Origin of the sequence: Kitasatospora sp. NPDC001603 (genome assembly GCF_040298365.1) — a bacterium.
In the GTDB taxonomy this organism is placed as follows: Bacteria; Actinomycetota; Actinomycetes; order Streptomycetales; family Streptomycetaceae; genus Kitasatospora.
In genome coordinates, this window is sequence record NZ_JBEPAA010000087.1 from 1 (window position 1) to 15,439 (window position 15,439).

General features: G+C 75.4%; 5 protein-coding genes. 2 read left to right on the forward strand and 3 right to left on the reverse strand.

Going from position 1 to position 15,439, the window contains the following annotated elements; translation table 11 throughout:
* The 3 genes from ABT263_RS33610 to ABT263_RS33620 all read right to left on the reverse strand — a co-directional run.
* Positions 1-2,644: type I polyketide synthase (locus ABT263_RS33610; RefSeq protein ID WP_352296370.1), on the reverse strand; the 2,644-nt coding region annotated here is incomplete at its 3' end.
* A 139-nt stretch (positions 2,645-2,783) separates the two neighbouring features.
* Complete coding sequence (locus ABT263_RS33615) at positions 2,784-9,503, reverse strand: SDR family NAD(P)-dependent oxidoreductase (protein WP_502885905.1); 6,720 nt, start codon at positions 9,501-9,503, stop codon at positions 2,784-2,786.
* 52 nt (positions 9,504-9,555) lie between these two features.
* Positions 9,556-12,924, reverse strand: coding sequence for a type I polyketide synthase (locus tag ABT263_RS33620; protein WP_352296376.1), 3,369 nt, complete (start codon positions 12,922-12,924; stop codon positions 9,556-9,558).
* A 523-nt stretch (positions 12,925-13,447) separates the two neighbouring features.
* Between ABT263_RS33620 and ABT263_RS33625 the strand changes: the two genes are divergently transcribed.
* Positions 13,448-14,008: a hypothetical protein gene (locus tag ABT263_RS33625; RefSeq protein ID WP_352296379.1), complete on the forward strand. Its 561-nt coding sequence runs from the start codon at positions 13,448-13,450 to the stop codon at positions 14,006-14,008.
* Positions 14,009-14,239: 231 nt separating this feature from the next.
* On the forward strand, positions 14,240-15,436 hold the full coding sequence (locus tag ABT263_RS33630; protein ID WP_502885906.1) for a family 2 encapsulin nanocompartment cargo protein terpene cyclase: 1,197 nt from the start codon (positions 14,240-14,242) through the stop codon (positions 15,434-15,436).
* The last annotated feature ends 3 nt before the right edge of the window (positions 15,437-15,439 follow it).

Consider the following 15,439-nt stretch of genomic DNA (forward strand, 5'->3'; position numbering starts at 1 on the left):
AGTCCACCGGCACACCACGCACCCACACCTCGGCCACCGACGCGAGGAAACGCCCAAGCCCGCCCTCGTTCCGCCGCAACGACCCGACCACCACGGCGTCGACCGTCTCCTCGATGCCCGGGCGCAGGACCGGGTGGGGGCTGACCTCGATGAAGACGCCGTGGCCCTGTGCGAAGAGCCGGTGGACGGCCTGGTCGAAGCGCACGGTCTCGCGCAGGTTGCGGTACCAGTAGTCGGCGTCGATCCCCTCGGTGTCCAGGAGGTCCCCGGTGACGGTGGAGTAGAACGCCACCTCCGAGGCCGCCGCGCGGTCCGGGCCGAGCGCGTCGAGCAGGTGCTCCCGGACGGTCTCGACCTGCGCGGAGTGCGAGGCGTAGTCGACCGGGATCCGACGCGCCCGCAACCCCCGCGCCTCACAGTCCGCCAGCAGCCCCTCCAACGCCGCCGGCTCCCCCGACACCACCACCGACCCCGGCCCGTTCACCGCCGCCACCGACAACCGGCCCTCCGCGGCAGCCACCAACTCCCCCGCCTCGACCGGGCTCAACGCCAGCGACACCATCCCGCCCCGGCCCGCCAACCGCTCCGCGATCACCCGGCTGCGCAACGCCACGATCCGCGCCGCCTCCGACAGCGACAACGCACCCGCCACACACGCCGCCGCGATCTCCCCCTGTGAATGGCCGACGACCGCCGACGGCTCGACACCGTAGGAACGCCACAGCTCGGCCAGTGCGATCATCACCGCGAAGGACACCGGCTGGACCACATCCACCCGGTCCAGCGAAGGCGCGCCGGGCACGCCCCGCACCACATCGAGCAGATCCCAACCGACGAACGGCCGCAACGCCTCCGCACACTCCGCCAACCGCGCCGCGAACACCGGCGAGGAATCCAGCAACTCCCCACCCATCCCCGCCCACTGCGCCCCCTGACCCGGGAACACGAACACCACGCCGGAGGCGTCCGGCAGATCGGCCGTACCCTCCACCAGCGCGGGCGACGGCTCACCCGAAGCCAAAGCACGGACGCCCGCCAGCGCCTGGGCCCGGTCCCCCGCCACGATCACGGCCCGGCGCTCCAGCCGCGCACGCCCCGAGGCCAGCGAATAGGCCACGTCCGGCACACCCAGGCCGTCCCGCGCCTCCCACCAGTCGGCCAACCGCGCCGCCTGCGCGCGCAACGCCGACCCGCCCCGCGCGGACACGACCAGCGGCACCACCCCCGGCCCCGACGACGCGGCCGACGGCTCCTCCAGCGGTGCCTGCTCCAGCACCACATGCGCATTGGTCCCGCTGATCCCGAAGGAGGAGACAGCCGCCCGACGCGGCCGCTCCACCGAAGAACCCCACTCCCGGGCCTCCGTCAGCAACTCCACCGACCCCGCGTCCCAGTCCACTTCCGGCGAGGGCTGCTCGGCGTGCAGCGTCCTGGGCAGCACACCCGCCCGCATCGCCGACACCATCTTGATCACACCCGCCACCCCGGCGGCCGCCTGCGGATGCCCGATGTTGGACTTGACCGACCCGAGGTACAACGGCCGGTCCGCCGGGCGGTCCTGGCCGTAGGTGGCGAGCAGCGCGTGGGCCTCGATCGGGTCGCCGAGGCGGGTCCCGGTGCCATGGGCCTCCACCACGTCCACGTCCGGCGCGGACAGTCCGGCGTTCGCCAGCGCCTGCCGGATCACCCGCTGCTGCGAAGGACCGTTCGGCGCCGTCAGACCGTTCGACGCACCGTCCTGGTTCACCGCACTGCCCCGCACCACCGCCAGCACCGGATGCCCCAACCGCCGCGCGTCCGACAGCCGCTCCACCAGCAGGACCCCGACACCCTCGGCCATACCGAACCCCTCGGCATCCACCGAGAAGGAACGGCACCGACCGTCCCTCGACAACCCCCGCTGCCGCGAGAACTCCACGAACATCCCCGGAGTCGACATCACCGTCACCCCGCCGGCCAGCGCCAGGTCGCACTCACCCGACCGCAACGACTGCACCGCCAGGTGCAACGCCACCAACGACGACGAACACGCCGTGTCCACCGTCACCGCCGGCCCCTCCAACCCCAACGCGTACGAAACCCGGCCGGACAGCACGCTGAGCGTGTTGCCCGTCAGCAGGTAGCCGGCGAGGTCGTCCGCGCCCTCGTGCAGCCGGGGGCCGTACTCCTGGGAGAGCGCCCCGGCGAAGACGCCCGTCCGGCTCCCCCGCAACGAGTCCGGGTCGATCCCCGCCCGCTCCACCGCCTCCCACGAGGTCTCCAGCAGCAACCGCTGCTGCGGGTCCATCGCCAGCGCCTCCCGCGGCGAGATCCCGAAGAACCCCGCGTCGAACTCGGTTGCGGCATCCAGGAACCCACCGGTCCGCACATAGCTGGACCCCGGCCGCGCCGCCTCGGGATCGAACAGTGCCTCGTTGTCCCAGCCCCGGTCGGTCGGCAGCGGCCCCACGGCGTCCCCGCCGTCCACCACCAGCCGCCACAGGTCCTCCGGCGACCGCACCCCGCCGGGGTACCGGCAGCCGATGCCCACCACGGCCACCGGCTCGCCCGACGCGGCCTCCACCGCCCGCAGCCGCTCCCTGGTCTGCCGCAGGTCGGCCGAGACACGCTTCAGGTAGTCGAGGAGCTTCTCTTCGTTATCCATCGGGAATCCGTCCAACGGGTAGAGGCCGGGAGCGCCGTTCGAGGTCAGGCCGGGCGGTCGGGACAGGGGAGCCGCAGGGAGCAGCGGGACAGCACGGAGCGGGGCGGGGCAGCACCGGACCGGGCGGAGCGGGGGCGGATCAGGACAGGCCGAATTCCTCGTCGATGAGCGAGAAGATGTCGTCGACGGTGGCGGACTCGTAGTCCCGCCGGTCCTCGGTGGCCCCCGTCTCGAAGGCGCGGGCCTCCTTCCACTTCCCGAGGAGGGCTTCGAGGCGCTCGGTGATGCCGGCGACCGCCTCGTCGTCCTGCGCCACCGCGCCGAGCGCGCCCTCCAGCCGGTCGAGTTCCCGGTAGACGGCCGCCCCGGCGCGGGCGTCCGGTACCGGCGCCCCGGTGGCCTCGGCCTCGCCGACGAGCCGGGCCCGCAGGAGGGCCGCGAGTTCGGCGGGCGTCGGGTGGTCGAACACGGTGGTGGTCGGCAACCGCAGTCCGGTCGCGGCGTTCAGCCGGTTCCGCAGCTCGGTGGCGGCCAGCGAGTCGAAGCCGAGGTCCCGGAACGCCCGGCGGGCGTCGACCGCGCCGGCGAGACCGTGCCCCAGCACCACGGCCGTCTCGTCGAGCACCAGGTCCAAGACCAGCCGCTCGCGCTCGGGCCCGCGGAGTCCGGCGAGCCGCTGGGCCAGCGTCGTCCCCCCGGTGGGCGAGGCCGCGGCGGCCGTCCGGCGGCCGGTCACCCGGACCAGCCCGCGCAGCAGCGGCGGTACGGCGGCCTGCCCGGCGCCGGAGGCCGCCCGTGCCCGCAGGGAGGCGGTGTCCAGGCGCATCGGCACCAGGACCGGCGCGGCCGCGCGGTGGGCGGCGTCGAAGAGTGCCAGCCCCTCCTCGCTGGACAGCGCGCCCATGCCGACCCGCCGCATCCGGTCGAGGTCGGCGCCGTCGAGGTGCCCCGTCATGGCGCTGCGTTCGGCCCACAGCCCCCAGGCGAGTGCGAGGGCCGGGAGGCCGCGCGAGCGCCGGTGCGCGGCCAGGGCGTCCAGGAAGGCGTTGGCCGCCGCGTAGTTGCCCTGTCCGGCGGCGCCCACCAGGGCGGTGGCGGAGGAGAACAGGGTGAACACCGCGAGGTCCAGGTGCTCGGTCTGCCGGTGCAGGTGCCAGGCGGCGTCCACCTTCGGCGCCATGACGCCGTCCAGCCGCGCCCGGTCCAGCGAGGTGACGACCCCGTCGTCCAGCACGCCCGCCGTGTGGACCACCGCCGTCAGCGGGTGCTCGGCCGGGATCCCGGCCAGCAGACGGGCGACCGCCCCGCCGTCCGTGACGTCGCACGCGGCGACGGTCACGGTGGCGCCGAGGGCGGTCAGCTCGGCGGCGAGGGCGGCGGCTCCGTCGGCCTTCGCGCCCCGGCGCGAGGCCAGGAGCAGGTGCCGTACGCCGTGGTGGGTCACCAGGTGCCGGGCGGTCAGCGCGCCCAGCGTCCCCGGGGCGCCGGTGATCAGCGCGGTGCCGTCCGGGTCCGGCGCGGCGGGCACGGTCAGGACGATCTTCCCGATGTGCCGGGCCTGGCGGAGGTGGCGGAACGCCTCGGGGGCCCGCCGGACGTCCCAGACGGTCAGCGGCGTCCGGTGCAGGGCCCCGGCCGCGAACAGGGCCAGCACCTCCCGGAGCATCGCGCCGATCCGCCCGGGGTCGACCTCCATCAGGTCGAAGATCCGGTAGTCGACGCCGGGGTGCGCGGCGGCCACCTCGGCCCCGTCCCGGTGGTCGGTCTTCCCCATCTCCAGGAAGCGCCCGCCCCGTGTCAGCAGCCGCAGGGAGGCGTCGACGAACTCGCCGGCCAGCGAGTTGAGCACGACCGAGACCCCGCGCCCGCCGGTCGCCGCCAGGATCCGCTGCTCGAAGCCGAGGTCCCGGGAGGAGGCGATGTGCGCCTCGTCCAGACCCGACGCGCGCAGCGTGCCCCACTTGCCCGGGCCGGCCGTGCCGTAGACCTCGGCCCCCCAGTGCCGGGCCAGCTGCACCGCGGCCATGCCGACCCCGCCGGCCGCCGAGTGCACCAGGACGCTCTCGCCGCGCCGCAGGTCCGCCAAGTCCCGCAGGCCGTGGTAGGCGGTCAGGAAGACCACCGGGACGGCGGCCGCCTCGGCGAACGACCAGCCGTCGGGCATCGGGACGACGGCCCGGTGGTCGGCCACCGCGACCGGTCCGAACGCGCCGGAGAACAGGCCCATCACCCGGTCGCCGACGGCGACCCCGGCCACCCCGGGACCGATCCCGGTGACCACGCCGGCGCCCTCGATGCCGAGCCCGTCGAGCCTCGGGACCAGACCCAGCGCGACCACGACGTCACGGAAGTTGAGTCCGGCGGCGCGGACCGCGATCCGGACCCGGCCCTCGGCCAGCGGGCCGGTGGCGGAGTCGTCCGGGCCCGGCAGCAGCGCCAGGTTCTCCAGGGTGCCCTTGCCCTCGATGTCCAGCCGCCAGGCGGCCGCGCCGACCGGCGGCGTCAGCGCCGCTGCCGCCCCGGCGAGCCGGGGGACATTCAGCGTGCCCTCGCGAAGCGCGAGTTGGGGCTCACCTGAGTGGACGGCCGCGGCCAGCAGCGCCGGTGGGGCGTCGCCCTCGTCCAGGTCCAGCAGGACGAAGCGGCCGGGGTTCTCGGCCTGCGCGGCCCGCACCAGGCCCCACACCGGGGCCTGCACCGGTGCGGCCGCTCCCTCGCCGGGGCGGACGGTCACGGCGCCCCTGGTCACCACCACCAGGCGGGAGGCGGCGAACCGGTCGTCGGCCAGCCAGGCCCGGAGCGCGTCGAGGACGTCGGCGGCCAGCGCGCGGGCCGCCGCCCCGAGGTCGGCCGCGCCGGGGGTCGCGGCCGGGGCGGCGCAGGGCAGGAGGACCACCTCCGGCACGGCACCGTTCGTCCGCGTCGCCGCCTCCGCCAGCGAGCGCAGATCGGCGAACGTCCCGCCGACCGGGCCGTCGGAGCCGGCGCCCCCGGGCCGCTGGCCCGCGAAGCCGGCGCCCCCGGGGCCCACCACGGCCCAGTCGCCTCCGGAGCCCGACGCGGTGGCCGCGGGTGCGCCGACGGCCACCCAGTCGACCTGGAAGAGCGCCTCGCCGTGGGCCCGGCCGACCTCGTCCAGCTGCTCCCGGGTGACCGGCCGCAGCGCCAGGGACTCGATCCCGGCGACCGGCCGGCCCGTGGTGTCGGCGACGCTCAGCGCCACCTTGCCGGCCCCCAGCGGGGTGACCGTGACCCGCAGCGCGGTCGCACCGACGGCGTGCAGCGTCAGGCCCTCCCATGCGAACGGCAACTGCGGCAGGCCGTCCGCCGCTTCGGCGGCCGGCCCGGCCAGGCCGATGACGTGCAGCGCGGCGTCCAGCAGCGCCGGGTGCACGGCGAAGCGGTCGGCGCCGTCGGCGCCGTCGGCGGCCTCCTCGGGCAGCGCGACCTCGGCGAACACCTCGTCGCCCCGCCGCCAGGCCGCCCTGACGCCCCGGAAGGCCGGGCCGTAGGGCAGACCGGTCTCGGCCAGGTCCGCGTACAGCCCGTCGATCCGGACGGGTCCGGCTCCCGGCGGGGGCCAGGCCGCCGGGCCGGCGTCGCGTTCCCCGGCCGCTCCGGCCCCTCCCACCAGTCCGGCGGGCCCCGCCAGGCCGGTGGCGTGCCTGCTCCACGGCTGCTCGGCCGGCGCCCCCGCCGGCTGGGAGTGCAGGCTCACCGGTCGCCGCCCGGCCTCGTCGGGCGCGCCGACCACCACCTGGAGCGACACCGCGCCCTGGTCCGGCAGGACGAGCGGGGCATGCAGCGTGAGCTCCTCGATCCGGCCGCAGCCGGCCCGGTCGGCGGCCTGGAAGGCCAGCTCCAGCAGGGCCGTGCCCGGGACCACCGTCGTCCCGAGGACGGTGTGGTCCGCCAGCCACGGGTGCTCGGCCAGCGAGAGCCGACCGGTGACGAGGACGCCGTCGGAGTCGGGCAGCCCGAGTGCCGCGCCCAGGAAGGGGTGCTCGACCGGGGTGAGTCCCAGGGTGCTCGCGTCACCCGACGCTCCCGGGGCCGGCCGCCACCAGTAGGACTGCCTTTGGAACGCGTACGTCGGCAGGCTCGCCGGGGTGGCACCGGTGCCCGCGAACGCGGCCGTCCAGTCCACCGGGCCGCCCCGGACGAAGGCCTCGGCGGCCGAGGCGAGGAAGCGTTCGAGACCGCCCTCGTTCCGGCGCAGCGTTCCCACCACGACGGCGTCACGGCCGAGTTCCTCGACCGTCTCCTCGATGCCCGGGCGCAGGACCGGGTGGGGGCTGACCTCGATGAAGACGCCGTGGCCCTGTGCGGAGAGCCGGTGGACGGCCTGGTCGAAGCGCACGGTCTCGCGCAGGTTGCGGTACCAGTAGTCGGCGTCGATCCCCTCGGTGTCCAGGAGGTCCCCGGTGACGGTGGAGTAGAACGCCACCTCCGAGGCCGCCGCGCGGTCCGGGCCGAGCGCGTCGAGCAGGTGCTCCCGGACGGTCTCGACCTGCGCGGAGTGCGAGGCGTAGTCGACCGGGATCCGGCGCGCCCGCACTCCCCGCGCCTCACAGTCCGCCAGCAGCCCCTCCAACGCCGCCGGCTCCCCCGACACCACCACCGACCCCGGCCCGTTCACCGCCGCCACCGACAACCGGCCCTCCGCGGCAGCCACCAACTCCCCCGCCTCGACCGGGCTCAACGCCAGCGACACCATCCCGCCCAGCCCCGCCAACCGCTCCGCGATCACCCGGCTGCGCAACGCCACGATCCGCGCCGCCTCCGACAGCGACAACGCACCCGCCACACACGCCGCCGCGATCTCCCCCTGCGAATGCCCCACCACCGCCGACGGCTCCACACCGTACGAACGCCACAACGCCGCCAGCGACACCATCACCGCGAAGGACACCGGCTGCACCACATCCACCCGCTCCAGCGAAGGCGCGCCCGCAACCCCCCGCACCACATCGAGCAGATCCCAACCGACGAACGGCCGCAACGCCTCCGCACACTCCGCCAACCGCGCCGCGAACACCGGCGAGGAATCCAGCAACTCCCCACCCATCCCCGCCCACTGCGCCCCCTGCCCCGGGAACACGAACACCACGCGGCCGGGCCGGACCGCCGCGTCGCCCACGATCACCTGCGGGACGGACCGGCCCTCGGCCAGTGCCGCCAGCCCGGTCCGGAACGCCTCCCGGTCCGCGCGGTCGGCCAGCAGCACGGCGCGGTGCTCGAAGACCGACCGGGTGACCACCGTCGCGAGGCCGGTGTCCACCGGCCGTTCGCCGCCCCGGACGTCCAGAGCACCCCGGACGTCCAGGGCACCCGGGGCGTCCAGGTGCGCCAGCAGACTCCGGGCCTGCGCGGCCAGCGCCTCCGGCGAGCGCCCCGAGAGCAGCCACGGCACCACCGCCGGACCGCTCTCCGGCCCGTCCGCCTCCCCGCCGGTCTCCACGGCCGGCGCCTGCTCCAGCACCACGTGCGCGTTCGTCCCGCTGATCCCGAAGGAGGAGACGGCCGCGCGGCGCGGCCGCGCGCCGGGGAGCCACTCCCGGGCCTCGGTCAGCAGCTCGACCGCTCCCGAGCTCCAGTCCACGTGCGGGGACGGCTCGTCCACGTGCAGCGTCCCGGGCAGCACGCCCGCCCGCATCGCCGACACCATCTTGATCACGCCGGCCACCCCGGCGGCCGCCTGGGTGTGCCCGATGTTCGACTTCACCGAGCCCAACCGGAGCGGCGGCGCCCCCTCGGACCGGCCCTGACCGTACGTGGCCAGCAGTGCCTCGGCCTCGATCGGGTCGCCGAGGCGGGTGCCCGTGCCATGGGCCTCCACCACGTCCACATCCTGCGCCGAGAGCCCCGCGTCCGCCAGCGCCTGCCGGATCACCCGCTGCTGCGACGGACCGTTCGGCGCCGTCAGCCCGTTCGACGCACCGTCCTGGTTCACCGCACTGCCCCGCACCACCGCCAGCACCGGATGCCCCAACCGCCGCGCGTCCGACAGCCGTTCCACCAGCAGCACCCCGACACCCTCGCTCCAGCCCGTGCCGTCCGCGGCGGCGGCGAACGGCTTGCACCGTCCGTCCGGGGCCAGGCCCTGCTGCCGGCTGAACTCGACGAACATGCCCGGGGTCGGCATCACCGTGACCCCGCCGGCCAGCGCCAGGTCGCACTCGCCCGACCGCAGGGAGCGCACCGCGAGGTGCAGCGCCACCAGCGACGAGGAACACGCCGTGTCCACCGTCAGCGCCGGCCCCTCCAGGCCCAGCGCGTAGGCGACCCGCCCCGAGATCACGCTGGGGGTGACGCCGGTCAGCAGATAGCCGCCCTGGTCCTCCGAGCCCTCGTGCAGCCGGGGGCCGTACTCCTGGAAGGTCGCCCCGGCGAAGACGCCCGTCCGGCTCCCCCGCAACGACAGCGGGTCGATCCCCGCCCGCTCCACCGCCTCCCACGAGGTCTCCAGCAGCAACCGCTGCTGCGGGTCCATCGCCAGCGCCTCCCGCGGCGAGATCCCGAAGAACCCCGCGTCGAACTCGGCCACCGCGTCCAGGAACCCACCGGCCCGCACATAGCTGGACCCCGGCCGCCCGGCCTCCGGGTCGAACAGCTCCGCCAGGTCCCAGCCGCGGTCGGTCGGCAGCGGCCCGACGGCGTCCCCGCCGTCCACCACCAGCCGCCACAGGTCCTCCGGGGACCGCACGCCCCCCGCGAACCGGCAGCCCATGCCCACCACGGCCACCGGCTCGCCCGACGCGGCCTCCACCGCGCGCAGCCGCTCCCTGGTCCGGTACAGGTCGGTGGTCACCCACCTGAGGTACTCGACCAGCTTCTCCTCGTTCGCCACTGCTCTCACTCCGTGTCGGTGCGGCCGTGCGGAAGGTTCGGACATCGCGCGTCGGGGCGCGTCAGGAGGTGCGGAACTCCTGGTCGATGAAGGCGAAGAGCTCGTCGACCGTCGCCGTCCGCAGCCTGTTCGGCTTCGGGTCGTCGCCGTCGGTTCGCGGCCTGGCGGCCAGCAGGGACCGCAGCCGGGCCTCGACCCGCTCCCAGGCGGCGCTGTCCGGCCCGAGCGCGGCCAGCGACCGCTCCAGCCGGTCCAGCTCCGCCAGGGCCCCGGAGCCCGCCGCGCGGTCCGCCGGCTGGAGCAGGACGCCCAGCCGCTCGGCGAGGACGAGAGGCGTCGGATGGTCGAACAGCAGACCGGTCGGCAGCCGCAGCCCGGTGGCCGCGCCGAGCCGGTCCCGCAGCTCCACCGCGGTCAGCGAGTCGAAGCCCAGCTCCTTGAAGGAGAGCCTGGGGTCGACCGGCCCGGCGTCGTGGTGACCGAGCACGGCGGCCGCCTCGGAGCGCACCAGGTCGAGCAGCGCGCCCGGACCCCGGTCGCCGGGCAGCGCCCGCTCCGGCCGGTCGACCGCGTCGGCCCCGGAAGGCGCGGCAGGCGCGGGAGCCGCGGTCGCCGTCCCGGCCACCGGGGCCGGCGGGAGCACGCTGCCCCCGAGCCAGTACCGCTCCCGCTGGAACGCGTAGGTGGGCAGCTCGACCCGCCGGGCGCCGTGCCCGGCGAACTCCGCCGCCCAGTCCACCTCGACGCCGTGGACGTGCAGCCGGGCGAGTGCGGTGACCAGCGCGTCGGCCTCGGGCCGGTCCTTGCGGAGCGTGGGCACGAGGACGGGACCGGCGCCCGGCCGCGCGGGCTCGGTCAGACAGTCCCGGCCCATCGTGGCGAGCGTGCCGTCCGGCCCGAGCTCCAGGTAGCCGGTGACGCCCTCGCGCTCCAGCCGGCGCATGCCGTCGAGGAACCGGACCGGACGGCGCACGTGCCGCACCCAGTACTCGGCCGAGCCGAACTCCTCGGCCGTGACGAGATCGCCGGTGACCGTGGACACGACCGGCAGCTCCGGCGGCCGGAGGTCCAAAGCCGCCACGACGCCGCGGAAGTCGTCCAGCACGGCGTCCATGTGCGGGGAGTGGAACGCGTGGCTCACCCGCAGCCTTCTGGTCCGGCGGCCGGCGGTCCGCCAGTGGGCCGCGATCCGCTCGACCTCCTCGGCGTCCCCGGCGACCACGGTCGCCTCCGGGCCGTTGACGGCGGCGAGGCCGACCAGCTGCTCCCGGCCGGCCAGCAGCGGGAGCACCTCCTGCTCGCCGGCCTGCAGCGCCGCCATGGCGCCGCCGGGCGGGAGCGCCTGCATGAGCCGGCCGCGGGCGGTCACCAGCGTGCAGGCGTCCGCGAGCGGGAACACCCCGGCGACGTGGGCGGCGGCCAGTTCGCCGACGGAGTGGCCGAGCAGGAGGTCCGGCCGGACGCCCCGGCTCTCCAGCAACCGGAACAGGGCGACCTCGATCGCGAACAGGGCGGGCTGCGCGACACCGGTGCCGTCCAGCAGACCGGCGGCGGCGGAGCCCGGTGCCGCGAAGAGCACGTCCCGCAGCGGCCGGTCCGGGCCCGCTCCCGCGGCGGCCGCGGCCGCGTCGACGTGCTCGCAGACCGCGTCCAACGCCGCTGCGAACACCGGGTGTTCCTGGTAGAGCACGCGCCCGGCCCCCGGCCGCTGGCTGCCCTGACCGGCGAACAGGAAGGCGAGCCGGGCGGGCCCGTACGCCTGCCCCGACAGCACCTCGGCGGTGCGCCCGCCCCCGGCCAGCGCCGTCAGGCCCCGCCGGAGCGCGGCGTCGTCCCGACCGGTCACCGCGGCGCGCTGCTCGAAGGCCGAGCGCGTGACGGCCAGCGAGTACCCGACGTCCGCCGCGCGGAGCCCGGGCCGCTCGTCGAGCCGCGCCAGCAGCGCGGCCGCCTGGGCCCGCAGCGCCGCCGGCGAGCGGCCGGACAGCAGCCACGGCACCGTCCGGGCCGCCCCCGCCCCGCCGCCCGAGGGCCCGGCCGCCGAGCCCCCGGCCTCCGCGACCTCGACCTCCGAGGGGCCGACCTCCGTCCGCCCGCCCTCCGAGAGCCCCGGCTCCGAGGCGGTCGGCAGGGGCCCGGCGGCCAGCACCACATGGCAGTTGGTCCCGCCGAGGCCGAACGAACTCACGCCCGCCAGCAGCGGCCGGTCCGGCTCCGGCCACGGCCCCAGCTCCCGCTGCACGCGCAGGTGGAGCGAGTCCAGCGGAATCAGCGGATGGGGGCGCTCGTAGTGGAGACTGGGTGGCAGCTCCCGGTGCCGCAGACTCAGGGCGACCTTCAGCAGGCCGACGATCCCGGCGGCGCCTTCGAGGTGCCCCACGTTGGTCTTCGCCGAGCCGACCGCCAGCGGCCGCCCGGGCTCCCGTAGCCGCCCGAGGGCGGCGCCGAGGGCCGCGGCCTCCACCGGATCGCCGACCTTGGTGCCCGTGCCGTGGAGTTCCACGTACTGGACGTCCGCCGGGTCCACCCCGGCCCGGCGGTAGGCGCGCCGGACGACCTCCTCCTGGGCCGCCGGGCTGGGTGCGGTGAGCCCCTCACCGCCGCCGTCGTTGTTCACCGCGCCGCCGAGGATCAGGCAGTGCACCCCGTCGCCGTCGGCGAGCGCGTCCGCGAGGCGCTTCAGGACGACCACCGCGCCGCCCTCGCCCCGGACGTAGCCGTCCGCGCGGGCGTCGAAGGTGTGGCACCGGCCGGTCGGCGAGAGGCCGCCGAACCGGGCGACGGCGATGCTGCTCTGCGGGGCGAGGTTGAGGTTCACTCCCCCCGCGAGCGCGAGGTCGGTCTCGCCGGCGCGCAGGCTCTCACAGGCCTGGTGGACGGCGACCAGGGAGGACGACTGACCGGTGTCGGTCACCAGGCTGGGCCCGCGCAGGCCGAGGGTGTAGGAGACCCGGTTGGCGATCATGCTGCGCTGCAGCCCGGTCACGCTGTGCTGGGTGACGGCCTGCGGACCGCGCTGGTGCAACAGGGTCGCGTAGTCGTCCCAGATCGCGCCGAAGAAGACACCGGCCGATCGTCCGTCGAGCGTCGCCGGGACGATCCCGGCGTACTCCAGGGCCTCCCAGGCGAGTTCCAGCATCAGCCGCTGCTGCGGGTCCGTCGCGACCGCCTCGCGCGGGGAAAGGCCGAAGAAGCCGGGGTCGAATCGGTCGACCTGATCGAGGAAACCGCCCCATCGGGGTATCGATCCGCCGGTTTCGACTGTTTGTCCGCCATCCGTCGGCAATTCACCCCACCGGCCTTCCGGCACCTCCGTGACAGAGGTTTCACCGTGCCGGAGAAGTCGCCACAGCTCATCGGGAGTCGAAGCTCCGGGTAACCGACACGACAGACCGACAACGGCTATCGCATCACTGTGAGTGGAATACATGAGAGATTCGTAAGATACGTGTGCTTCCCGTGAGGCCACAGCGCAACTGAACCAGCATCAGCAGAACGCGTCAAGGGTCGCTCTGTACACGACATCAAGCTTCAGCGCCGGAGGTCAGAGGCCTGTCGGCGGCGCCCAACCGGCCGTACCCACAAGGGATCACGGCCGCGGGGGCGCTTCACCACGGCAATTGCCCGAACGGCCCCGCCGCCCTGCCCGTCCGGACACGACCCGTCGGCCCGGTGGCCGATTGTTAACCCCCGGTAAAATCCCTGGCGGCACGAACTACCCGGGGTGTCAGACGTTCACGGACGACCGGATCCGGCCGCTGGGGCCCGGTGCTCCCCGCCGGGTGCCGGGCGGCCCGGAACACCCCCGCCGGGGCCCCGGCCCGGCCACCCGGCGACGGCCGAATCGCAGGTGGCTAGGCTGGAGATCGCCGAGGAGACCGGCACCTGCCCTGCGGACCGTGACGCCGGCGGCATCCACCGCCCCACCGCGGGGCAAGCATCGAGGAGCAGTCGTGACCGAACAGAGCGGCCCGCAGCGGAGCATCGCCGACATGATCCGCCGTCCCATGCTCACCGGCCTGCAGGACGCCGAGCTGATCGGCCCGCTGGGCACCACCCGGATCAACGAGTGGGTCGACTGGATCGCGGCGGTGGTCGCCGGCCAGATCGTCCAGCCGATCGCCAGTGAGCGCGACGCCTTCGCGGACCGGGTGGACACCCTCTCCGAGGTCGGCAAGCGCAACAAGCAGCTCTACCGGGACGCCGCCCAGGAGGCGCAGCAGCTGCGCTCCCGGGTCGCCGAGCTGGAGGCCGAGCTGGCGCGGCTGCGCGCCCCCGCGGGCCCGGCGCCCGACTCAGCGCCCGACTCCGCGACCCCGGCCCACGACGCCGCTACCCCGGTGACCGGTCCCGCCCCCGCCCCGGCCGCCGACCCGGCGGCCTCCGAGGGGGCAGGCGGCCCCTCGCTCTCGCTCCGGGACCGCCTGCGGTCCAAGTACCCCGCGACCGCCGAAGCCCTGGACCGGCGGGACGCCGCCGCCGCGGCGGACGCCGAGCGGCACCCCGAGGGCTGACCCGGCGGGCCGGTGGTCCCCGGTCCCCGGCGGGGAACGCCCGCCGCGCCCCGGCCCCTCGATCCGCACCTCCGGCCCGGCCGCCCCCACCACGCGCACACCGCGCGCTTGAAACCCGATCTTCCCGAACATTCACCCTATCGAGTAGATCAACCGCTCCGGAGGCCTCCGGCCGAGACCACCCCGCCTACCGTTGATCAGCGAACGGCAAGGGGGGGTACCGCCTGCGGGATCCCCCCTTCTGTCGCGCCGGATGACGACCCGTCATCCGGCGCGGTCCTGCGCGGAGGGAGGCCCGTCCATGCCCATGAACACCGGACCGGAGATCACCGGGGACACCTCGGCGGTACGGTCATGAGCCGTACCGCCCTGGAGCGGATCCTCAGCGGCCCCAGCGGCCTCGGCACGGGCGGCCTGCACCCGGGCCGCCGTACGCCACCGCCCGAGGCCGGCGGCGCCGTTCCGGGCCTCTACTACCACCCGGTACCGGAACCCGACCCCGGGCGCGTCGAGGAGGTCGGCAACCGGATCAAGACCTGGGCGGTGGACGAGGTCCAGCTGTACCCGCCGGAGTGGGAGGACCAGTTCGACGGGTTCTCGATCGGCCGGTACATGGTCGCCTGCCACCCCGACGCCCCCGACACCGACCACCTGATGGTCGCCGCCCGGCTGATGGTCGCCGAGAACGTGGTGGACGACTGCTACTGCGAGGACCACGGCGGCTCGCCGGTCGGCCTCGGCGGGCGGCTGCTCCTCGCGCACACCGCGCTCGACCCCCTGCACACCACGGCGGAGTACCAGCCGGCCTGGGAGGAGTCGCTCCAGGAGGACGCCCCGCGGCGCGCCTACCGCTCCGCCATGGGCTACTTCCACCGTGCCGCGAGCCCGTCCCAGGCGGACCGGTTCCGGCACGACATGGCGCGCCTGCACCTGGGGTACCTCGCCGAGGCGGCCTGGGCCGAGACCGAGCACGTCCCCACGGTCTGGGAGTACCTGGCGATGCGCCAGTTCAACAACTTCCGCCCGTGCCCGACCATCACGGACACCGTCGGCGGCTACGAGCTGCCCGCCGACCTGCACACGCTGCCCGCCCTGCAACGGGTCATCGCACTCGGTTCCAACGCCACCACGATCGTCAACGACCTCTACTCCTACACCAAGGAACTCGCCAGCCCCGGCCGGCACCTGAACCTCCCGGTGGTGCTCGCCGAGCAGGAGGGCGGCACCGACCGCGACGGCTACCTGAAGGCGGTCGAGGTCCACAACGACCTCATGCACGCCTTCGAGGCCGAGGCGGCCGCCCTGGCCGCCGCCTGCCCCGCGCCGCCCCTGCTGCGCTTCCTGCGCGGCGTGGCCGTGTGGATCGACGGCAACCACTACTGGCACCGGACCAACACCTACCGCTACAGCCTGCCCGACTTCTGGTAACCA

Excerpts from the sequence above, each read along its gene's own strand:
- ABT263_RS33620 (WP_352296376.1), bottom strand. The coding sequence starts at position 12,924 with ATGTATTCCACTCACAGTGATGCGATAGCCGTTGTCGGTCTGTCGTGT.